A 20,321-nucleotide genomic window follows, 5' to 3' on the forward strand; every position below is an offset into this window, starting at 1 on the left:
AAAATGAACCCTCACGCCAAAAGCGCCGATGTGAACGACGAAATCGAGGGCAGTGTGCAGGGGCACCGCGACGGACATGGCTTCGTCATCCGCGATGACGGCGAAGGCGACATCTTCCTTCCCCCCAATGAAATGCGTGCCGTGCTGCACAAGGACCGCGTGAAGGTCCGCATCGTGCGCCAGGACCGCCGCGGCCGGCCTGAAGGCCGTGTGGTCGAGATCATCGAGCGCCCTGCGCACAACATCATTGGCCGCTTCTTGCAGGAAAGCGGTGTGTGGCTGGTGGCGCCCGAGGACAAGCGCTACGGCCAGGACATCCTGATCCCCGCCAATGCCACAGGATCGGCCAAGATCGGCCAAGTGGTGGTGGTGGAACTGACCGAGGCGCCTGCGCTGTTCGGCCAGCCCGTGGGACGCATCATCGAAGTGCTCGGTGAAGTCGATGATCCCGGCATGGAGATCGAGATCGCCGTGCGCAAGTACGGCGTCCCGCATGTGTTTTCCGATGCCTGCCTGGCGCAGGCCAAGGCGCTGCCGGACAGGGTGCGGCCTGCCGACTGCAAGAAGCGCATCGACCTGACCGATGTGCCCCTGGTGACCATCGATGGCGAGGACGCGCGCGATTTCGACGATGCCGTCTACTGCGAGCCCGCCAAGGTCGGACGCAGCAAGGGCTGGCGCCTGCTGGTGGCGATTGCCGATGTGAGCCACTACGTGACCACGGGCAGCGCCATCGACATCGATGCCTATGACCGCGCCACCAGCGTCTATTTCCCGCGCCGCGTGATCCCCATGCTGCCCGAGAAGCTGAGCAATGGCCTGTGCTCGCTCAACCCCGATGTGGACCGCCTGTGCATGGTCTGCGACATGCTGATCACCGCCAAGGGCGAGATCCATGCCTATCAGTTCTATCCGGCGGTAATGCACAGCCATGCGCGCTTCACCTATACCGAGGTGGCGGCCATCCTGGCCAATACGCGCGGCCCGGAGGCTGCCCGGCGCTCGGAGCGCGTGGGTGACTTGCTCAATCTTCATGGCGTCTACCAGGCGCTGCTCAAGTCGCGCGAGGCGCGCGGCGCCGTGGACTTCGAGACCACGGAGACGCAGATCGTCTGTGACGAGAACGGCCGCATCGAGAAGATCGTGCCGCGCACGCGCAACGAGGCGCACAAGCTGATCGAGGAGGCCATGCTGGCCGCCAATGTCTGCAGTGCGGACTTCATCGAGCAAAGCGGTCGCGTCGGCCTGTTCCGCGTGCACGACAAGCCCTCGCTGGAAAAGCAGGACATTCTGCGCAACTATCTGAAGGCCATGGGGGTCGGTGTGGCGCTGAGCGAGAACCCGGCCACGTCCGAGTTCCAGGCCATTGCCAACGCCACCAAGGACCGTCCCGACTCCCAGCAGATCCACACCATGCTGCTGCGCTCGATGATGCAGGCCTTCTACACGCCCGAGAATTCGGGCCACTTCGGCCTGGCATTCGACGCCTATACGCACTTCACCAGCCCGATCCGCCGCTATCCCGATTTGCTGGTGCACCGCGTGATCAAGGCCGAGCTCGAAGGCACGCACTATCGCCTGCCCGAGCTGCCCACCCCCGGAGAAGCCGAGGCCAAGCTGGCCAAGCGTCTGGCATCACGCGTCAGCCCACCCGGCCAGAAGCCGCGCAAGCGCGCGCCCGCTGCCGAGGTCCAGGCCTGGGAAGCCGCCGGCCTGCACTGCAGTGCCAACGAGCGCCGGGCCGACGAGGCCAGCCGCGATGTCGAAGCTTGGCTCAAGTGCAAGTACATGCGCGAGCATCTGGGCGAGGAGTTCGGCGGCATGGTCTCTGCGGTGACCACCTTCGGCATCTTCGTCACGCTCGACGCCATGTATGTGGAGGGGCTGGTCCACATCACCGAGCTGGGCGGCGACTATTTCCGCTTTGACGAGGCGCGCCAGGAACTGCGCGGCGAGCGCTCGGGCATTCGCTATGGCATCGGCACGCGGCTGCGCGTGCAGGTCAGCCGCGTGGACCTGGATGGCCGGCGCATCGATTTCCGCCTGGTGCGCGATGGCGAAGAGCAGCCGGCCTCGGGCCGGCCCGGCAGGACGCCGGCGCGCACGGAAGCCCATCAGGGCGAAAAATGGGGCCGGCGCGATGCCAAGGAAAAGCGGGCGCAGCGCAATTCGGGGGGCTCCGGCGGTGCAAGGCCTGAGTCTGATGCAGCGGCGTCGGCCGGCAAGCAGGGGCGCAAGGCGTCTAAAAAGGCCATGGTCAAGGGTGTGAACCTGGCCGCGCTGGAAGCTGAATATGCGAATGCTCAGCCGCGCCCGGCTACCTCGGCGCGGCAGAGCGACATGGGCGAGGCGGTTGCGGAACCATCATCTGCTGGCTCCGCTGCGCGACCCCGCAGAGGCCGGGCGTCCGAGGCGCGCAAGTCCGAGGCACGCAAGCCTGCGGCCACGGATGCTGCTGCCCACGGCCTGCCGCAGCTGCCTCCACCGTCGCCGGTGCAGGCACTGCGCGCCTTGGGCAAGAAGGCCTTGGGCGCCGTCAAGTCCAAGGTGACGGGCAACACATCCAAGCCCCGGCGCAAGTCCTGAGGGTTTTTATGTCCCGAGCTGCTGGGCCAGTGCGCTGGCGCTGAACGGGATGTGCGCAGGCCAATGGTCTGCTGCAAATCCATGGCGCCAGGCCGCCAGGGTTGCTGCCTGCGTGGGCTCCAGGCCCTGGGCCCACAGCGCGGCAATCAGCCCGGCCAGCACATCGCCGGTTCCTCCGGTCGACAGGCGGGCGTTTCCCGTGGGATTGATCCAGCAAGGCGGTGCATCACTATCTCCCTGAGGCCCGGCGATCACGGTGCCGGAGCCTTTGAGCAGCGCGGTGCAAGCGAAGCGTTGCGCCAGCTGCCTGGCGGCGTGCAGCCGCTGTGCCTGGACCTGTGCAGTGTTCGTCTTCAGCAGGCGGGCGGCCTCCAGCGGGTGAGGCGTCAGCACCGTGTGCAGGTCGCGCTGGCGGCGCTCTTTCAGGAGCGAGGCCAGCGATTCATCTTCGGCAACGGCATTCAGTGCGTCTGCGTCCAGCACCAGCCTGGGGGCTTGTTCCAATATCTGGGGCAGCCAGGCGCGCACCGCCATGCCGCCCCCGCATCCGCACGCCACGGTGGTGCTGCGCCAGTCCTGCGCTTCGGGGCTGCGCAGCATGATTTCGGGCCAGGGCGCGGTGGCCTGGCCTGACCCGGCCGAGGCATCGAGCAGAGCGAGCATCACGCGCCCCGCGCCACCATGCAGCGCGGCCAGGGCAGCCAGCCAGGCGGCGCCGGTCATGGAAAGGCCGCGCTGCCCCAGCCCCTCTCCGCCAAGGATGGCCACGTCGCCAAAGCTTCCCTTGTGGCTGGCATGCGGGCGCGGGGCGCTGGCGCCTGGTGAAAACAGTTGTGCGCAGGGCAGGTGAGTGAGGATTGGCTCGCCTTTCGCCAGTCCCGTGTCCAGGTCATCCCACCATATCTGGCCGCAGGCATCGCGGCCACCTCCTGTGAACAGTCCGGGGTGCAGCGTCAGCAGCGCCAGCGTGTGCCGTGCGCTGGCTGGGGCGTTCGGGGGTGCGAATCCAGGCAGGTACTGCCCGGTGTCGGCATCCAGTCCGGAGGCTATGTCCGCGCAAAGGACCGGGCTGGTGCTGGACTGCAGGCTGCGCAGCAGAGTGAGCAGGCGCTCATTCGTGCCGGTGCGTGGGCTTGCGGCGTCTGGCTGGCGCAGGCCGATGCCCAGCAATGCGTCAATGCACAAGTCCTGTGGTCCCATGTTGGCGGGCATGTGCTCGGTCCATTGCACGCCGGCTTCGTGGGCGGCGTCCCAGGCGGCGCGTGCATCGGTGGGCATGTTGGCGCGTTCACGCACGCAGCTGACCAGAATGCGGCAACTGCGGGCCTTTTCTGGAGCCGCATTCAGGCTTTGTTGCAGCCAGGCGGCTGCCTGCAAGCCATCGCCGCCGTTGTTGCCGGGGCCACAGGCTATCCAGATGCAGCGTGCATGGGGAGCGCTGGCGCGTGCCAGGCGTGCCAGGCCTGCGCCAGCGCGTTGCATGAGGCTGTGCGCGGGCAGTCTGGCTGCCGCCTGCTGTTCCAGGGTGCGAGTGGCTGCCGTATCAAACAACGGCAAGGCGGTGGATGTGGGAATGCGCAGCATGGACCGAGCATAGCGGTCCGCCGCCGGGTGGTGGACGGGGGCGATCAGCCGAAGCGGCGCGGGTCTAGCAGTGCGCTGTCCAGGAAGCTGGCGCGGTTGTCCATCAGGTCGCTCAGCATGCTTGCGCACCCCTGCGCGATGGCGGCGCCGCAGCTGCCGTGTCCCAGGTTGAGCCAGATGCCGGGCAGTCCGCTGGCGCCCACCAGCGGCAGCCCATCGGCCGTGCACATGCGCGTGCCATGCCAGATCTGTACGCCCGAGGCCAGCACCGCGCTGCCGGGAAAAACCATGTTGAAGCGGTGATACATGCGCTGCAGCGTGGCCTCATGCATGGGGCTGCGGCGGCCCAGCTCTGCGCCGGCCACGATGCGCATGCGCTGGCCCAGGCGGACCAGGGTCATCTGCTCACTCCAGTCCACGATGGCGTGGCGGGGTGCATAACCTTGTTCGCGCAAAGGGGCGCTGACGCCATAGCCGTGCAAAGCGATCATGGGTGGGCGCAGGCCCAGCGGCGTGAGCAGGTTCGTGGCCTCGGCGCCGGCGCAGACGACGATGGCGTCGTGCGAACGGGGGGTGTCTTCGCCCAGCAACTGCAGGCGTGCGGTGCGCCCGGCGCCGCCGGGCTGCAATCTCTGCACCAGACGCTGCGTCTCGAATCGTGCTCCTGCCGACTGCGCTGCCTGGCGTTGCATCAGCGTGGCAAGGCGGCCATTGGCTGCGCCTGCCTGTGGGAAATACAGGGCGCCTGCGAGCGTGGTTTCCTCGCCCAGCGCGGGTTCGCGCAGCCGGGTCTGGGTGGCATCCAGTGCCTCGCAGCGCGTGCCGGCCTCGGCCAGTGCGTCCAGCGCAGGCTTGAGTTGTTCGTGCTCGGCCTCGCTGCCCAGCAGCACCAGGCTTCCGGCGACATATTCCGGGTCAAACTCCCATTGCCGCCACAGCGATTGCTGGAACTGCTGGCTGCGCTGCGTGAGCGCCTCCAGCGCCGCCATGGCGGCTGTGGGCGCGTTGCCTTTGCGCAGTTGCCGTCCGGCCTGGCGCCATTGCCATAGCCAGCGCAGCTGGGCTGCAAGGTTTCCGGAGCCCAGTCGCGGCAGGGCCTGCCGGCCGGGGAGGGAGGGGGAGCGTTCGGCGGTTGAAAGGCCGGGGACGCTCCAGGGCTGGAGCAGGCTGGGGCCCAGCCAGCCGGCATGTCCGAAGCTGGCTTCTTCGGCTGCGGTGCCGTGACGCTCGTAGACGGTGACCTCGTGGCCGGCCTGTGCCAGTGCGTGGGCTGTCGCAACGCCAATGCTGCCGGCGCCCACAATCGCGATGTTCATTTTTGGGTGGAATCTGCTGAAGTGCCCGGATTATCAAGCGGATGCAGCTATCACTACAGGAGTGTGTGCATGTTGTGCAACTGCCGGGGCCGTGAGGGGTGGTGAGCGCGCTTTGAGAGCGAAGCCTCGGTTGAGGGGTGGCGTGTGCTAGAATCTTGCGGCTTTGCTAGGGGTTCCCCCTGATTTTCTCCGCGATTGCCGGGGGTCAGGCGAAAGCTTTTGGGTGCGGAGTGTTCGTCAAGAACGCCTGCCCATGCTTGGGGATCCTGCGCAAAGTCAATCGCAAACCAGTCCCTTCAAGGTGTTGCGCCCTGTGTTTCAGGGGGCAATTGTCGGGCTGGATTTTAGACCTAACCTTTGAGGTATTCATATGTCCGTCACTATGCGCGAGATGCTGGAAGCAGGCGTCCACTTCGGTCACCAGACCCGTTTCTGGAACCCCAAGATGGCCCCCTTCATCTTCGGTCACCGCAACAAGATCCACATCATCAACCTGGAAAAGTCGCTGCCGATGTTCCAGGACGCCCAGAAGTTCGTCAAGCAACTGGCGTCCAACGGCGGCACGATCCTGATGGTCGGCACCAAGCGCCAAGCCCGCGAGATGGTGGCTGCAGAAGCCCAGCGCGCTGGCGTGCCCTTCGTTGACCAGCGTTGGCTGGGCGGCATGCTGACCAACTTCAAGACCGTCAAGACGTCCATCAAGCGTCTGAAGGAAATGAAGGCCCAGCAAGAAGCCGGCCTGGAAGCCATGAGCAAGAAGGAACAGCTGATGTTCGTTCGCGAACTGGAAAAGCTGGAAAAGGACATCGGCGGCATCCAGGACATGAACAGCCTGCCCGACGCCATCTTCGTGATCGACGTGGGCTTCCACAAGATCGCCGTGGCCGAAGCCAAGAAGCTGGGCATCCCCCTGGTTGGCGTGGTTGACTCCAACCACAACCCCGAAGGCATCGACTATGTCATCCCCGGTAACGACGACTCTGCCAAGGCTGTGCAACTGTACGCCCAAGGCATCGCCGACGCGATCCTGGAAGGCCGCGCTGCTGCACTGACCGACGTGGTCAAGGCTGCATCCGGCGAGAGCGGTGACGAGTTCGTGGAAGTGGAAGAATCCGCTGCCTGATTGAGCTTGTCCGGCTGAGCGACCTCGTCGCTGAATAAGAAGCGGGGCTCAGGGTAGCCCCGTTTTTTTAGCCGAAATCCTGTAACGAATCGAACTGACATTGGAGAAATACGATGGCTGCAATTACCGCAAGCATGGTGGCTGAACTGCGCGCAAAGACTGACGCGCCCATGATGGAATGCAAGAAGGCCCTGACCGAAGCCGAGGGCGATCTGGTCAAGGCCGAAGAGCTGCTGCGCGTCAAGCTGGGCACCAAGGCTGGCAAGGCTGCCTCGCGCGTGACCGCCGAAGGCGTTATCACCGCCTTCATCGATGGCAACAAGGGTGCCATGATCGAAGTCAACAGCGAAACCGACTTCGTGTCCAAGAACGACAGCTTCATCGCGATGGCCAATGCCGCCGCCAAGCTGGTCGCCGAGCAAAACCCCGCTGACGTGGCCGCGCTGAGCGCCCTGGCCTATGAGCAGGACGGTTTCGGCCCCACCCTGGAAGACGTGCGCAAGGGCCTGATCGGCAAGATCGGCGAGAACATGTCCTTCCGCCGCTTCAAGCGTTTCGACGGCTCCAGCCTGGCTTCGTACCTGCACGGTTCGCGCATCGGCGTGATCGTCGAGTTCGAAGGCGATGCAACCGCTGCCAAGGACGTCGCCATGCACGTGGCCGCCATGAAGCCCGTGTCCGTGACCAGCGCTGACGTGCCTGCCGAGCTGATCGAAAAGGAACGCACCGTTGCTGCCGCCAAGGCTGCCGAATCCGGCAAGCCTGCCGAGATCGTCGCCAAGATGGTTGAAGGCTCGGTTCAGAAGTACCTGAAGGAAGTCTCGCTGGCCGACCAGGTCTTCGTGAAGGCTGCCGACGGCAAGCAGACCGTGGCCCAGATGCTCAAGGCCGCCAACACCAACGTCAAGGGCTTCACCCTGTACGTGGTCGGCGAAGGCATCGAAAAGAAGGTTGACGACTTCGCTGCCGAAGTGGCTGCCCAAGTGGCCGCTGCCAAGGCCGGCGCCTGATTCGTCTGAGCGCCTGAACCGTTCCCTTCACCATCCACCACCATCCACCTTTCGGAGAAACACCATGTCCAACGCCGCACCGGCCCACAAGCGCATCCTGCTCAAGCTGTCCGGTGAGGCGCTCATGGGCGACGACTCGTTCGGCATCAACCGTGCCACCATCGAGCGCATGGTCTCCGAAATCGCCGAAGTCACCCGCGTGGGTGTCCAGGTGGCCGTGGTGATCGGTGGAGGGAATATTTTCCGTGGCGTGGCTGGTGGTTCGGTCGGAATGGACCGCGCCACCGCCGACTACATGGGCATGCTGGCCACCGTGATGAATGCCCTGGCCCTGGCCGATGCCATGGACAAGCAGGGCCTCATCGCCCGTGTCATGTCGGCCATTGCCATCGAGCAGGTCGTGGAGCCCTATGTGCGCCCCAAGGCCCTGCAGTATCTCGAAGAGGGCAAGGTGGTGGTGTTCGCCGCCGGCACCGGCAACCCGTTCTTCACGACCGATACGGCCGCGGCACTGCGCGGCGCGGAGATCGGTGCCGAAGTGGTGCTCAAGGCCACCAAGGTCGATGGTGTCTACACCGACGACCCGATGAAGAATCCCAACGCGACCCGCTATCACAAGCTGGCTTTCGACGAGGCCATTTCGCGCAACCTGGGCATCATGGACGCCACTGCCTTTGCGCTGTGCCGCGATCAGAAGCTGCCGATCCGGGTGTTCTCCATCATCAAGCCCGGCGCGCTCAAGCGCGTGGTCATGGGCGAGGATGAGGGCACGCTGGTGTACGCTTGAGCGTTTTGATACCGCGTTTCACAGCTCTTCAAGGAACAAGAACATGACGATTGCAGACATCAAGAAGACCACCGAGTCCAAGATGGGTCAGTCCATCGAAGCGCTCAAGAACAATCTTGCGCGTGTGCGTACCGGCCGTGCCAACCCCTCGCTGCTGGACTCCATCCATGTGGATTACTACGGCTCCATGGTGCCGCTGTCCCAGGTGGCCAACGTGAACCTGCTCGATGCGCGCACCATCAGCGTGCAGCCCTGGGAAAAGAGCATGTCCGCCAAGGTGGAGAAGGCCATTCGCGAAAGCGATCTGGGTCTGAACCCTGCCTCGCTGGGCGATCTGATCCGCGTGCCCATGCCTCCGATGAGCGAGGAACGCCGCAAGGAAATGACCAAGCTGGCCCGCAACGAAGGCGAAGCTTCCAAGATCGCCGTGCGCAACCTGCGCCGCGACGCCAACGAAGCCGTCAAGAAGCTGGTCAAGGACAAGGAAGCCTCGGAAGACGACCAAAAGCGTTGCGAAGCCGATGTCCAGAAGATGACCGACAAGCACATCACCGAGATCGACGTGCTGGTGGCTGCCAAGGAACAAGACATCATGGCGGTCTGAGGCGTTCTGCCTCACTTGCCTCAGGGCCTGTACCTTTGACAAACCAAGACTCCGGCGCGGTGCCGCGCCATATTGCCGTCATCATGGATGGCAATGGACGCTGGGCCAATCGCCGCTTTCTGCCGCGACTGGCCGGCCACAAGCAGGGCGTGGAATCGCTGCGCCGCTGTGCCCGCGCCTGCGTCCAGCGCGGCGTGCAGGTCCTGACCGTCTTCGCTTTCTCTTCCGAGAACTGGAACCGCCCCGAAGAGGAGGTTTCCGGTCTCATGGGCCTGCTGGCCAATGCCCTTGCCAAGGAAGTGCAGCAACTGAGCCGCGATGGCGTGCGCCTGCACTTCATCGGCGACCGCAGTGGCCTGAGCGAGAAAGTGTGCGCAGGCCTGGCCCAGGCCGAGCAGGTCACGGCACACAACAACCGCCTGGTGCTCAATGTCTGCTTCAACTACGGCGGGCGCTGGGACATTGCCCAGGCCGCAGCCCGGCTGGCAGAGCAGGGCGAGCCCATCACCCCGCAGAGCCTGGACCGCGCACTCGCGCTGGCCCATGTGCCCGACCCGGACCTGCTGATCCGCACTGGCGGGGAGATGCGCATCAGCAACTTCCTGTTGTGGCAGGCCGCGTATTCAGAGCTCTTCTTCAGTGCCAGCCTGTGGCCTGATTTCGACGAGGCCTGCCTGGACGAGGCCATTGCCGCCTTCACTTCGCGCGAGCGGCGCTTCGGCCAGACCTCCGCGCAAGTACACCAATCACAATCGAAGTCGTCCCATCAACAGACGACCTGAACAAGGGGGAGCCATGCTCAAGCAGCGAGTCATCACCGCCCTGATCCTGCTGGCCATCTTGCTGCCTGCGCTGTTCTATCCGACGGGCGTTCCGTTCGCCGTGGTGGTGCTCGTGCTCATGGCAGCGGGTGCCTGGGAATGGGGCCGTCTCAACGGCTTTGGCTCCGCTGGTGCCATAGGCATAGGTGCCATCTGCACGGCGATGTGCGTGGGGACCTGGGCCGTGGGCTGGCTGGAGCGTCCTCTGACCGCGGTCTGGGTGGTCGCTGGCTCCGCCTGGGTGCTGGGCGGAGCGGCACTGCTGCGCGCAGGCGTGGCCGGCTGGCCGCGCATTGCGGGGCCTGTGCGACTGGTTGGCGGAGTGCTGGCCCTGTGGCTGGCCTGGGTGGCCGTGGTGCAGGCGCGCATGATGGGCATCAACTTCCTGCTGTCGGTGCTGGTGCTGGTCTGGGTGGCCGATGTCTTTGCATATTTCGCAGGCCGGACCCTGGGCCTGAAATTCACCAAGTCCAAGCTCGCGCCGTCCATCAGTCCTGGCAAGAGCTGGGAAGGCGTGTGGGGCGGCATGGCCGGCGTGCTGGTGCTGGCCTTGGCCTGGGTCTGGGCGGACCGCCACTACGGGGTGGCCGTGCCCAGTTTCTATTCGTTGCTGTTGGCGCGCGGGGCCTGGTTCCTGCTGCTGGCGGTTGTGTTCATGGCCGCGATGAGCGTGGTCGGCGATCTGGTCGAATCCCTGGTCAAGCGCAGCGTGGGCGTCAAGGACAGCAGTGGTCTGCTGCCCGGCCATGGCGGCGTGCTTGATCGCGTCGATGCCCTGTTGCCGACCCTGCCGCTGGCCATGATGCTTTCCTCTTTCGCGCATTCATGAAGCAGAAAATCACCGTCCTGGGCTCCACAGGCTCCATCGGTACCAATACGCTGGACGTGGTGGCGCGCCACCGCGAGCACTACGAGGTCTTTGCACTCAGCGCGGCCACGCAAGTGGACCTGATGCTGCGCCAGTGCGCCGAATTCAAGCCCGCCTATGCCGTCATGGCCAGCGCGCCACACGCGAAGCTGCTGGCTGAACAGCTGCGCAGCAATGGGCTGGCGACCGAAGTGCTGCAGTCGCCAGACGCGCTGGAGCAGATCGCCTCGCATCCCGAGGTCGATGCCGTCATGGCTGCCATCGTCGGTGCGGCGGGCCTTGCGCCTTGTCTGGCGGCCGCGCGCGCGGGCAAGCGCCTGCTGCTGGCCAACAAGGAGGCTCTGGTCGTTGGCGGCGCACTGTTCATGGACACGGTCAAGCGCCATGGCGCGACCCTGCTGCCCATAGACAGCGAGCATTCGGCCATTTTCCAGTGCCTGCCGGAAGACCGAGCCAGCTGGCCCGATCGCGTGGACAGTCTGCTGCTCACGGCGTCGGGTGGACCCTTTCGCCTGCGCGATCCGGCCACCTTGTCCGAGATCACGCCGGAGCAGGCCTGCGCGCACCCGAACTTCTCCATGGGGCGCAAGATCTCCGTGGACTCGGCGACCATGATGAACAAGGCGCTGGAGGTCATCGAGGCACGCTGGCTGTTCGACATGGCTCCCGACAAGATCAAGGTCGTCATCCACCCGCAGCAGATCGTGCACTCCATGGTGCAGTTCAAGGATGCCTCGGTGCTGGCGCAACTGGGCACGCCCGACATGCGCGTGCCCATCGCCTGCGGCCTGGCCTGGCCACGGCGCATCGCCAGTGGCGCGGCGCCCCTGGATTTCGCGAAGCTGTCGGCCCTGACCTTTGAAGAGGCGGATGCCGTGCGTTTTCCGGGCCTGCATCTTTCCTGGCAGGCGCTGCTCGCCAGCGAGGGAACTACGGCGGTTCTCAATGCTTCCAACGAAGTCGCCGTTGCCGCCTTCCTGGAGCGACGCCTGGCATTTGACCGTATCCACGCTGTGAATTTGCGCACTCTCGAAACCTTGCTGCCGCCTACACTGGGCAGCCTTGACGACCTGCTGGCCCTGGACGCCCAGGCCCGCGAAATCGCGCACACCGTGGCGCGGCAGTGGCAGCTGTAATGCCGGTTTCGCGGGCCAGACCGGGTTTCTCGGTGGGCCTGCGGCGGTGTCCAGGTGCGCATTGGATTCAAAGGAGTATCAATTGTTGCTGACCGTAGTTGCATTTGTGGTCGCGCTGGGCGTGCTGATTGCCGTCCACGAGTGGGGCCACTACCGCGTCGCTGTGGCCTGCGGCGTGAAGGTGCTTCGGTTTTCCGTCGGCTTCGGTCGCCCCATCCTGCGCTGGAAGCGCAAAGGTTCGGACACGGAATTCGTCATCGGTGCACTGCCGCTTGGCGGCTATGTGCGCATGCTCGACGAGCGTGAGGGCGAAGTCCCTGCCGACCAGCGCCATCTGGCATTCAACACCCAGCCGCTGCGTGCACGTGCGGCCATCGTGGCGGCAGGCCCGGTGGCCAATCTCGTGCTGGCCGTTGCGCTGCTGGCCGTCGTCAATTGGATGGGCATGCAGGAGCCCGTGGCGCGATTGGCCACGCCGCCGGCGGGCACGGTGCTGCAGATGGCGGGCGTGCAGGGCGGTGATCGCGTGCTGCGCATCGCCTTGGGCGACCAGGAGTGGGAAGAGGTCCGCTCCATCAATGATCTGCGCTGGACACTGACGCGCGCCGCGCTCGATGATGAGTCGGTGCGCATGGAAGTGCTCCAGGGCCGGCGCACCGCTCCGTCCGAACTGCGGCTGGCGCTGGCCGGTCAGGTGCAGGGCGAGCCCGATGCCGCCTTCTTCGAGCGCTTGGGCCTGCTGGGGCCTTGGACGCAGCCCGTGCTGGACAAGGTGATTGCCGGTGGTGCCGCCGAAAAGGCCGGCTTGCGCCAGGGCGACCTGGTGCTGCGCGTGGGCAGCACCCCGGTGGATGACGGCACCCAACTGCGCAATCTCATCCGCAAGATGGGTGCATCCGGCCAGGTCCAGCAGCAGGTCTGGCTGGTGGAGCGCGATGGCAGGCAACTGCAGATCCCCGTGCTGCCCGATCTGGGCCGCTCGGAAGATGGCAAGGAGAGCATTGCCCGCATCAGTGCCTACATCGGCAGCGCTCCCGAGATGGCTCTGGTGCAGCGCGGTCCGCTGGAAGGCCTGTGGGCTGGCGTGCAGCGCACCTGGGAGCTGTCGTCGCTGACGCTGCGAATGATGGGCCGCATGGTGATAGGTGAGGCATCGCTCAAGAACATCAGCGGCCCCTTGACCATTGCCGACTATGCGGGGCGCTCGGCCAGCATGGGCCTGGTTCAATACCTCTCGTTCCTGGCGCTGATAAGCATCAGCCTGGGGGTTCTCAACTTGCTCCCCCTGCCGGTGCTCGATGGCGGGCACCTGATGTATTATCTTTGGGAGGGCGTGACTGGCCGAAGCGTGTCGGAAGTCTGGGCCGGGCGCTTGCAGCGTGCAGGCGTGGCGGTTTTGATGATGATGATGTCCGTCGCCTTTTTCAACGATATCAACCGGCTTTGGGGCTAACTTTTCAGCCGTTTTCGGCAAGCCGCAGCGGCGGCAAATCCATTCATGACTAAACGTATCAATCGCCTGGGCGTGCGCGCTGCATCGACCCTGGCTGCCATGGTTTTGGCTGCCAATGCAGCCTGGGCGCTGGAGCCCTTCCGTGTACAGGACATCCGCATCGAAGGCCTGCAGCGCGTGGAGCCGGGCACGGTCTTCGCATCCATCCCGCTGCGCGTGGGCGACCAATACGACGATGACAAGGGCGCAGCTGCGATCCGCTCGCTGTTCGCGCTGGGATTGTTCAAGGACATCCGCCTCGAAGCCAATGGCAACGTGCTCGTTGTCGTCGTCGAAGAACGCCCGACCATCGCCGAGGTGAACTTCGCCGGCACCAAGGAGTTCGACAAGGAAACCCTGCAAAAGGCCATGCGCGATGTGGGCCTGGCAGAAGGTCGTCCCTTCGACAAGGCCCTGGCCGACCGTGCCGAGCAGGAGCTCAAGCGCCAGTACATCAACCGTAGCCTTTATGGCGCGGAAGTCGTCACCACGGTCACGCCCATCGAGCGCAACCGCGTCAACCTGACCTTCACGGTGACCGAGGGCGATCCGGCCCGCATCAACGAGATCCACATCGTCGGCAACAAGGCCTTCAGCGAATCCACGCTCAAGGATCTGTTCGATCAGGACACCGGCAACTGGATGAGCTGGTACACCAAGTCGGACCGCTATGCGCGCAACAAGCTCAACGCCGACCTGGAAACGCTGCGCTCGTACTACCTGCAGCGTGGCTACCTGGAGTTCCGCGTGGACTCCACCCAGGTGGCCATCTCGCCCGACAAGCAGACCATCTCGCTGACCCTGAACATCCATGAAGGCGAGCGTTTCGTGGTCTCCGGCGTCAAGCTGGAAGGCAACTACCTCGACCGCGACGACGAATTCAAGTCCCTGGTCAAGATCAAGCCCGGCGAGCCCTACAACGCCGACCAGGTCACGGCGACGACCAAGGCCTTCACCGAGCACTTCGGCAACTTCGGCTTTGCCTTTGCACGCGTCGAGGCCGTGCCGGACATCGACCGTGCAACCAACCGCGTGGCCCTGGTGCTGCACGCCGAGCCTTCTCGCCGCGCCTATGTGCGACGCATCAATCTCAGTGGCAACAACCGCACGCGCGACGAAGTGATCCGCCGCGAATTCCGCCAGTACGAGGCCTCCTGGTACGACGGCGACAAGATTCGCCTGTCGCGCGACCGTGTGGACCGTCTGGGCTTCTTCACCGAGGTCAACGTCGAAACCCAGGAAGTGGCGGGCTCGCCTGACCAGGTGGATCTGGTCATCTCGGTGGCTGAAAAGCCCACGGGTTCGCTGCAACTGGGTGCGGGCTTCTCCAGTGCCGAAAAGGTTTCGCTCTCGTTCGGCATCAAGCAGGAAAACGTGTTCGGCTCGGGAAACTACCTGGGCGTGGACGTGAATACCAGCAAGTACCGCCGCACCATGGTGCTGTCCACCACGGACCCGTACTTCACGGACACCGGCATTTCGCGCACCTACGATCTGTACTACCGCACCGACCGTCCCTACTACGACGATGCGGCCTACAAGATCGTCACCTCGGGCGGTAGCGTGCGCTTTGGCGTGCCCTTCAGCGAGATCGACACGGTGTATTTCGGCGGTGGCGTGGAGCGCTCCGAAATCAAGCCCGGCACCTACCTGCCCCAGGCGTACAAGGACTATGCCGACAAGTACGGCTACTCCAACACCGGCATTCCGCTGACCCTGGGCTGGTCGCGTGACAGCCGTGACAGCGCGCTGGCGCCCAACTCGGGTCTCTACCAGCGCCTGAACACCGAGTGGTCGGTGGGTGGCGAGGCCCGCTATGTGCGAGCCAACTACCAGATCCAGCAGTACATCCCTCTGAGCAAGAAGTACACGCTGGCACTGAACGGTGAACTGGGCTACGGCAAGGGCCTCAATGGCCGTCCGTTCCCGCTGTTCAAGAACTTCTTCTCGGGTGGCCTGGGCTCGGTGCGTGGCTTCGAGCAGGGCTCGCTGGGTCCGCGCGACACCAAGGAAAACTTGGCGCTTGGCGGCTCCAAGAAGGTGACCTTGAACGCAGAGTTCATGATTCCCTTCCCCGGTGCCGGCAATGACAGGACTTTGCGTCTTTTTACATTCCTCGATGTGGGCAATGTCTACGGGGCCAACGAGAACTTCGATCTCGGGGAGCTGCGGGCTTCCACGGGCCTGGGCATCAGCTGGATTTCCCCCCTGGGCCCCCTGCGTCTCGCCTTTGCTCAACCCATCCGCAAGCAGACCGGGGATAAAATCCAGCGACTGCAATTCCAAATTGGAACCTCTTTCTAATGAAATCTCTATCTAGCCATTTTTCCCTGGCTGTGCTGCTTGGCGCCATGGCTGTTTCTGCGCACGCTCAAGAGTTCAAGGCCGGCTTTGTGAACACGGACCGCATCTTCCGTGAAGCGTCGACGGCCAAGGCTGCGCAGTCCAAGCTGGAGCAGGAATTCTCCAAGCGTGAGAAGGAACTGGTCGACCAGGGCAATACGCTCAAGAGCGCTTCGGAGAAGTTCGAGCGTGAAGCGCCCACCATGGCCGAAAGCCAGCGCGTCTCCCGTCAGCGTCAGCTGGTGGACCAGGACCGCGAGTTCCAGCGCAAGCGCCGTGAGTTCCAGGAAGACCTGAACTCCCGCAAGAACGAGGAACTGGCCCAGGTTCTGGAGCGCGCCAACAAGGTGGTCAAGCAAGTGGCAGAAGCCGAGAAGTACGACGTCATCCTCCAGGAAGCCGTCTACATCAACCCCAAGTACGACATCACTGACAAAGTGATCAAGGCGCTGAACGGCGGCGGCAAGTAAGCCAGCGTCCAGGGCTGCATGCCGTGAGCGTATTGTTGGGTCAGATCCTCGATGCACTCGGTGGCGAACTGGTCGGTGGCGAAAGGGAGATGCCCATCTCCCGCATCGCGCCGCTGGATTCCGCCGGGGCCGGGGATCTCAGTTTTCTGAGCAACCCCCGCTACCGCCAGCAACTGGCCGCCTCCGAGGCGGCCTGCGTTATTGTGGCGCCCGCCATGCGTGAGCCGGCGCAGCAGCGGGGTGCCTGCATCGTGGTCCCTGACCCGTATGCCTACTTCGCCAGGGCCACGCAGTGGTGGAAGCGGAACTGCAGGTCTGTGGCGCCGGCCGGTATCCATCCAAGCGCGGTGGTGCACGAGAGTGCCATCGTTGATGCCTCTGCCACGATCGGCCCGCTCTGCGTGGTTGAAGAGGGTGCCACCATCGGTGCCCACACCGTGCTCAAGTCGCGCGTCACCATTGGCGAGAACTGCCATGTGGGGGCGCGCTGTCTTCTGCATTCCGGCGTGGTGCTGGGAGCGGACGGCTTCGGGTTTGCGCCCGAGAACGGAGCATGGGTGAAGATCGAGCAGCTCGGTGGCGTGCGGATCGGCGACGATGTGGAAATCGGCGCCAATACCTGCATAGACCGCGGAGCGCTGGACGACACGGTGATCGAGGACGGGGTCAAGCTCGACAACCTGATCCAGATCGGTCACAACGTGCACGTCGGCAAGCATACGGCCATGGCCGGTTGCGTGGGGGTGGCCGGCAGCGCGCGCATTGGCGCGCATTGCACCGTGGGAGGCGGCGCCATCGTGCTGGGCCATCTGCAGCTGGCCGACAGGGTGCATATTTCGGCAGCGACGGTAGTGACCCGTTCGCTGACACAATCAGGTGTTTACACGGGCATGTTTCCCGTGGATGAAAACGCCAAATGGGAAAAAAATGCTGCGACGCTGAAGCAGCTGCACTCCATGCGCGATCGCATCAAGGCCCTGGAGCGGCAACTGCAGCAATCGGCGGATCAAGGCCATAACGGAACGCAATGATGGATATTCACGCAATTCTCAAGCAACTGCCCCACCGCTACCCCTTCCTGCTGGTGGACAAGGTCACGGAGCTTGAGCGCAATACACGCATCAAGGCGATCAAGAACGTCACGTTCAACGAGCCCTATTTCATGGGCCATTTCCCAGGCCGTCCCGTCATGCCGGGCGTGCTCATCCTGGAGGCGCTGGCGCAGGCTGCCGGCCTGCTGGCCTTCGATGCCATGGGCCAGGTTCCCGACGAAAACAACATCTACTACTTCGTGGGCATCGACGGTGCGCGCTTCAAGCGCCCCGTGGAGCCAGGCGACCAGCTGGTGCTGGAGATCACCATCGATCGCGTTCGCGGCGGCATCTGGAAGTTCAAGGGCGTGGCCCGCGTCGAGGACGAAGTGGCCTGCGAAGCCGAGCTGATGTGCACCATGCGTAACGTGGGCTGACGGGCGCATGGCTGGCATTGAACGCATCCATCCCACGGCACTGATAGATTCCGCTGCACAGCTGGATTCATCGGTGTCGGTCGGCCCCTATGCCGTCATCGGGCCGCATGTGGAAATCGGCGCCGGCACCACGATTGGCGCGCATTGCGTTGTCGAAGGCCATACCCGCATTGGTTGTGACAACCGGATTTTCCAGTTCGCGTCCTTGGGCGCGCAGCCCCAGGACAAGAAGTACGCAGGCGAGCCCACGCGGCTTGTCATCGGTGACCGCAACACGGTGCGCGAGTTCTGCACTTTCAATGCGGGCACCGTGCAGGACCAGGGTGTCACGGTCATAGGCCATGACAACTGGATCATGGCCTATGTGCATGTGGCCCACGACTGCGTCGTGGGCAGCCACACCATCCTGGCCAACAATGCCACCCTGGCCGGCCACGTGCATGTGGGCGACCATGTGATCCTGGGCGGCCTGACGGGTGTGCACCAGTTCACCAAGGTGGGTGCCCATGCCATGGCGGGCTTTGCCAGCCATATCTCGCAGGATGTGCCGCCCTTCATGATGGTGGATGGCAATCCCCTGGCCGTGCGTGGCTTCAATATCGAAGGCCTGCGCCGGCGCGGATTCGGGCCGCAGCGTATCCAGGCCATCAAGCAGATGCACCGTCTGCTGTATCGCCAGGGGCTGACCCTGGAGGCCGCGCGCGACGCTATTGGCGCGCTGGCTGGCGAGCAGCCCGAGGCCGCTGCCGATGTATCGCTGATGCTGGATTTTCTGGCCGCTTCGACCCGGGGCATTGCGCGCTGATCCGGCGCGCGAAAGGACGGCATGACAGAGAACGCGGCGCCATTGGCGCGCCTGAGTCCATCGATTGCCATGGTCGCCGGGGAAACCTCAGGCGACCTGCTGGCGTCCTTGCTCCTCGGGGGGCTGCAGGCCCGCTGGCCCGAGGCTTCGGCCTTTGGCATCGGCGGGCCCCAAATGCAGCAGCGCGGTTTTGAGGCATGGTGGTCCTGCGAGCGGCTGGCCGTGCATGGCTACAGCTGGGAAGTGTTTCGCCGACTGGCCGAGATTCTGAACATCCGCCGGCAGTTGCGCCAGCGCCTGCTCAAGCAGCCGCCAGCCGTTTTTGTCGGCATCGATGCGCCCGACTTCAATTTGGGCCTGGAGACCGATCTGCGGGCTGCGGGCATCAAGACCGTGCATTTCGTCTGCCCCTCGATCTGGGCCTGGCGTGCCGATCGCGTCGAGAAAATCCGGCGTGCGGCCGACCATGTGCTGTGCATCTTTCCCTTCGAGCCTGAGTTGCTGGCCCGTCACGGCATAGACGCCACCTACGTGGGCCATCCCCTGGCCAGCGTGATTCCGCTGCAGCCCGGCCGTGCCGCCGCGCGCCGTCGGCTGGGTCTGCCGGAAGATGGTCTGGTGCTGGCCGTGCTGCCCGGCAGCCGACGCTCCGAAATCCGCTATCTTGCAGCCTGTTTCTTTCAGGCTGCAGCTTTGGTCCGGAAGGCGCTGCCAGCTATTAAAATAGTAGTGCCTGCCGTGCCTTCGCAACTGGACGAGTTGCGGCGCATTGCCCAGGAGTCCGGCATGGCCTCGTCGCTGCACATCGTGCGCGGCCAGTCCCATGATGCATTGGCAGCCTGCGACGTGACGTTGATCGCCAGCGGCACGGCGACGCTGGAAGCCGCGTTGTACAAGCGTCCCATGGTGATCGGCTACAACATGCACCCCTGGAGCTGGCGCCTGATGCGTGGCAAGCAGTTGCAGCCCTGGGTGGGCCTGCCCAACATCCTGTGCGGCGATTTCGTCGTGCCCGAGCTGATCCAGGATGCGGCAACGCCCCAGGCGCTGAGCGCGGCTGTGCTGCAATGGCTGCAGGCGTGCGAACATTCCCCTTCAACCGTCGAGGCGCTGGTACAGCGCTTCACAGCGCTGCACCATGAATTGCGGCGCGATACTGCCGAACTGGCCGCCCATGCGATCGAGAAAATCATTGCCCCCACTGCCGCCTGAACAGGCGTGCCTGCCCTGGCATCCGCCGGGGTTGGTTGCGGGCGTGGACGAAGCGGGCCGCGGCCCGTTGGCCGGCCCTGTCGTGGCCGCTGCTGTCATTCTTGACGATCTCAATCCCATCGAGGGCCTGAACGATTCCAAGAAGCTCACGGCTGCGCGCCGCGAGGCACTCTATGACGAGATCCGTGCCAAGGCGCTGTGCTGCAGCATTGCCGAGGCCTCGGTCGAAGAGATTGATCGCTTGAACATCCTGCAGGCCACGCTGCTGGCCATGCGCCGTGCGGTGCTGGGTCTGCGCCTGAAGCCGGTGCTCGTGCTGGTGGATGGAAACCAGCTGCCCGTGCTGGATGTGCAGGCCGAGGCCATTGTCAAGGGGGACTCCCTGGTGCAGGCCATCTCGGCCGCCTCCATTCTGGCCAAGGTCACGCGCGACCGCTGGTGCGAACGGCTGCATGAACAATATCCGGAATACGGCTTCGACGGCCACAAGGGCTACGGAACGGCGGCCCACCTTGCGGCGCTGCGCCTGCACGGTGCCTGCGAGGAGCACCGGCGAACCTTCGCGCCGGTGGCCCATGTCGTGAGCATTGCCCGCATGGCCGAGCCTCTGGCCGCTGCCCGCGTGGCAGCTGCGGCGCAGGGCGCGCAAGCCTTGCTGCTGTCGGCCTGAGCGCCTTGCCGTTTCTTTCTGCGCCC

At 64.5% G+C, this 20,321-nt stretch carries 18 protein-coding genes; 16 read left to right on the plus strand and 2 right to left on the minus strand.

The annotated features are described in order from the left end of the window. The first annotated feature begins 3 nt into the window (after positions 1–3). Entirely contained in the window at positions 4–2,586 is a 2,583-nt protein-coding gene (rnr, locus tag LGR64_RS05520) for a ribonuclease R (protein WP_141834503.1), read from the plus strand. A 6-nt stretch (positions 2,587–2,592) separates the two neighbouring features. Here rnr and LGR64_RS05525 read toward each other — a convergent pair whose 3' ends face one another. Then, positions 2,593–4,170 (minus strand): NAD(P)H-hydrate dehydratase, encoded by a 1,578-nt coding sequence (locus tag LGR64_RS05525; protein WP_141834506.1) that lies wholly within the window; start codon positions 4,168–4,170, stop codon positions 2,593–2,595. A gap of 44 nt (positions 4,171–4,214) precedes the next feature. Next, on the minus strand, positions 4,215–5,486 hold the full coding sequence (locus LGR64_RS05530; RefSeq protein WP_141834508.1) for an FAD-dependent oxidoreductase: 1,272 nt from the start codon (positions 5,484–5,486) through the stop codon (positions 4,215–4,217). A gap of 370 nt (positions 5,487–5,856) precedes the next feature. Here LGR64_RS05530 and rpsB point away from each other — a divergent pair, with 370 nt between their 5' ends. From rpsB to rnhB, 15 genes are all read left to right on the plus strand, one after another. After that, positions 5,857–6,609, plus strand: a complete 753-nt coding sequence (rpsB, locus tag LGR64_RS05535; RefSeq protein ID WP_012206747.1) for a 30S ribosomal protein S2 — start codon at positions 5,857–5,859, stop codon at positions 6,607–6,609. Between the two features lie 113 nt (positions 6,610–6,722). Next, positions 6,723–7,619: a translation elongation factor Ts gene (tsf, locus tag LGR64_RS05540; protein ID WP_065346071.1), complete on the plus strand. Its 897-nt coding sequence runs from the start codon at positions 6,723–6,725 to the stop codon at positions 7,617–7,619. A 64-nt stretch (positions 7,620–7,683) separates the two neighbouring features. Further along, complete coding sequence (pyrH, locus tag LGR64_RS05545; RefSeq protein WP_012206745.1) at positions 7,684–8,406, plus strand: UMP kinase; 723 nt, start codon at positions 7,684–7,686, stop codon at positions 8,404–8,406. Positions 8,407–8,449: 43 nt separating this feature from the next. Continuing rightward, the gene (gene frr, locus LGR64_RS05550) at positions 8,450–9,010 is read left to right on the plus strand and encodes a ribosome recycling factor (protein ID WP_088164102.1); all 561 of its coding nucleotides are present in this window, start codon (positions 8,450–8,452) and stop codon (positions 9,008–9,010) included. Positions 9,011–9,045: 35 nt separating this feature from the next. Then, on the plus strand, positions 9,046–9,792 hold the full coding sequence (gene uppS, locus LGR64_RS05555; protein ID WP_034396177.1) for a polyprenyl diphosphate synthase: 747 nt from the start codon (positions 9,046–9,048) through the stop codon (positions 9,790–9,792). A 13-nt stretch (positions 9,793–9,805) separates the two neighbouring features. Next, positions 9,806–10,660 (plus strand): phosphatidate cytidylyltransferase, encoded by an 855-nt coding sequence (locus LGR64_RS05560; RefSeq protein ID WP_141834511.1) that lies wholly within the window; start codon positions 9,806–9,808, stop codon positions 10,658–10,660. Continuing rightward, positions 10,657–11,835, plus strand: a complete 1,179-nt coding sequence (gene ispC / locus LGR64_RS05565) for a 1-deoxy-D-xylulose-5-phosphate reductoisomerase (protein ID WP_043819021.1) — start codon at positions 10,657–10,659, stop codon at positions 11,833–11,835. Before LGR64_RS05560 ends, ispC begins: the two co-directional genes overlap by 4 nt. Before the next feature lie 82 nt (positions 11,836–11,917). Next, positions 11,918–13,288, plus strand: a complete 1,371-nt coding sequence (gene rseP / locus LGR64_RS05570) for an RIP metalloprotease RseP (protein ID WP_185750998.1) — start codon at positions 11,918–11,920, stop codon at positions 13,286–13,288. A 45-nt stretch (positions 13,289–13,333) separates the two neighbouring features. Continuing rightward, positions 13,334–15,631, plus strand: a complete 2,298-nt coding sequence (gene bamA, locus LGR64_RS05575) for an outer membrane protein assembly factor BamA (RefSeq protein WP_013801452.1) — start codon at positions 13,334–13,336, stop codon at positions 15,629–15,631. Next, positions 15,631–16,140 carry an OmpH family outer membrane protein gene (locus LGR64_RS05580; protein ID WP_012206738.1) on the plus strand — a complete coding sequence of 170 codons (510 nt, stop codon included), beginning with the start codon at positions 15,631–15,633 and terminating at the stop codon, positions 16,138–16,140. Before bamA ends, LGR64_RS05580 begins: the two co-directional genes overlap by 1 nt. Before the next feature lie 23 nt (positions 16,141–16,163). Next, a complete protein-coding gene (lpxD, locus tag LGR64_RS05585) occupies positions 16,164–17,171 on the plus strand; it encodes a UDP-3-O-(3-hydroxymyristoyl)glucosamine N-acyltransferase (protein ID WP_141834517.1) in 1,008 nt (335 codons plus the stop codon). Continuing rightward, on the plus strand, positions 17,168–17,608 hold the full coding sequence (gene fabZ / locus LGR64_RS05590) for a 3-hydroxyacyl-ACP dehydratase FabZ (RefSeq protein WP_012206736.1): 441 nt from the start codon (positions 17,168–17,170) through the stop codon (positions 17,606–17,608). Before lpxD ends, fabZ begins: the two co-directional genes overlap by 4 nt. A gap of 7 nt (positions 17,609–17,615) precedes the next feature. Beyond that, entirely contained in the window at positions 17,616–18,413 is a 798-nt protein-coding gene (gene lpxA / locus LGR64_RS05595) for an acyl-ACP--UDP-N-acetylglucosamine O-acyltransferase (RefSeq protein ID WP_013801455.1), read from the plus strand. A gap of 21 nt (positions 18,414–18,434) precedes the next feature. Next, on the plus strand, positions 18,435–19,625 hold the full coding sequence (lpxB, locus tag LGR64_RS05600; RefSeq protein ID WP_141834520.1) for a lipid-A-disaccharide synthase: 1,191 nt from the start codon (positions 18,435–18,437) through the stop codon (positions 19,623–19,625). Continuing rightward, a complete protein-coding gene (rnhB, locus tag LGR64_RS05605; RefSeq protein ID WP_012206733.1) occupies positions 19,588–20,295 on the plus strand; it encodes a ribonuclease HII in 708 nt (235 codons plus the stop codon). The genes lpxB and rnhB overlap by 38 nt, the downstream gene beginning before the upstream one ends. Positions 20,296–20,321 lie beyond the last annotated feature (26 nt).

Origin of the sequence: Delftia sp. Lp-1 (assembly GCF_020523835.1) — a bacterium.
Taxonomy (GTDB): domain Bacteria; phylum Pseudomonadota; class Gammaproteobacteria; order Burkholderiales; family Burkholderiaceae_C; genus Comamonas; species Comamonas acidovorans.

Excerpts from the sequence above, each read along its gene's own strand:
- frr (WP_088164102.1), top strand. The coding sequence starts at position 8,450 with ATGACGATTGCAGACATCAAGAAGACCACCGAGTCCAAGATGGGTCAG.
- rpsB (WP_012206747.1), top strand. The coding sequence starts at position 5,857 with ATGTCCGTCACTATGCGCGAGATGCTGGAAGCAGGCGTCCACTTCGGT.
- rnr (WP_141834503.1), top strand. The coding sequence starts at position 4 with ATGAACCCTCACGCCAAAAGCGCCGATGTGAACGACGAAATCGAGGGC.
- tsf (WP_065346071.1), top strand. The coding sequence starts at position 6,723 with ATGGCTGCAATTACCGCAAGCATGGTGGCTGAACTGCGCGCAAAGACT.
- LGR64_RS05560 (WP_141834511.1), top strand. The coding sequence starts at position 9,806 with ATGCTCAAGCAGCGAGTCATCACCGCCCTGATCCTGCTGGCCATCTTG.
- fabZ (WP_012206736.1), top strand. The coding sequence starts at position 17,168 with ATGATGGATATTCACGCAATTCTCAAGCAACTGCCCCACCGCTACCCC.
- LGR64_RS05580 (WP_012206738.1), top strand. The coding sequence starts at position 15,631 with ATGAAATCTCTATCTAGCCATTTTTCCCTGGCTGTGCTGCTTGGCGCC.
- LGR64_RS05525 (WP_141834506.1), bottom strand. The coding sequence starts at position 4,170 with ATGCTGCGCATTCCCACATCCACCGCCTTGCCGTTGTTTGATACGGCA.
- bamA (WP_013801452.1), top strand. The coding sequence starts at position 13,334 with ATGACTAAACGTATCAATCGCCTGGGCGTGCGCGCTGCATCGACCCTG.
- pyrH (WP_012206745.1), top strand. The coding sequence starts at position 7,684 with ATGTCCAACGCCGCACCGGCCCACAAGCGCATCCTGCTCAAGCTGTCC.
- rnhB (WP_012206733.1), top strand. The coding sequence starts at position 19,588 with ATGCGATCGAGAAAATCATTGCCCCCACTGCCGCCTGAACAGGCGTGC.
- lpxA (WP_013801455.1), top strand. The coding sequence starts at position 17,616 with ATGGCTGGCATTGAACGCATCCATCCCACGGCACTGATAGATTCCGCT.
- lpxB (WP_141834520.1), top strand. The coding sequence starts at position 18,435 with ATGACAGAGAACGCGGCGCCATTGGCGCGCCTGAGTCCATCGATTGCC.
- LGR64_RS05530 (WP_141834508.1), bottom strand. The coding sequence starts at position 5,486 with ATGAACATCGCGATTGTGGGCGCCGGCAGCATTGGCGTTGCGACAGCC.
- ispC (WP_043819021.1), top strand. The coding sequence starts at position 10,657 with ATGAAGCAGAAAATCACCGTCCTGGGCTCCACAGGCTCCATCGGTACC.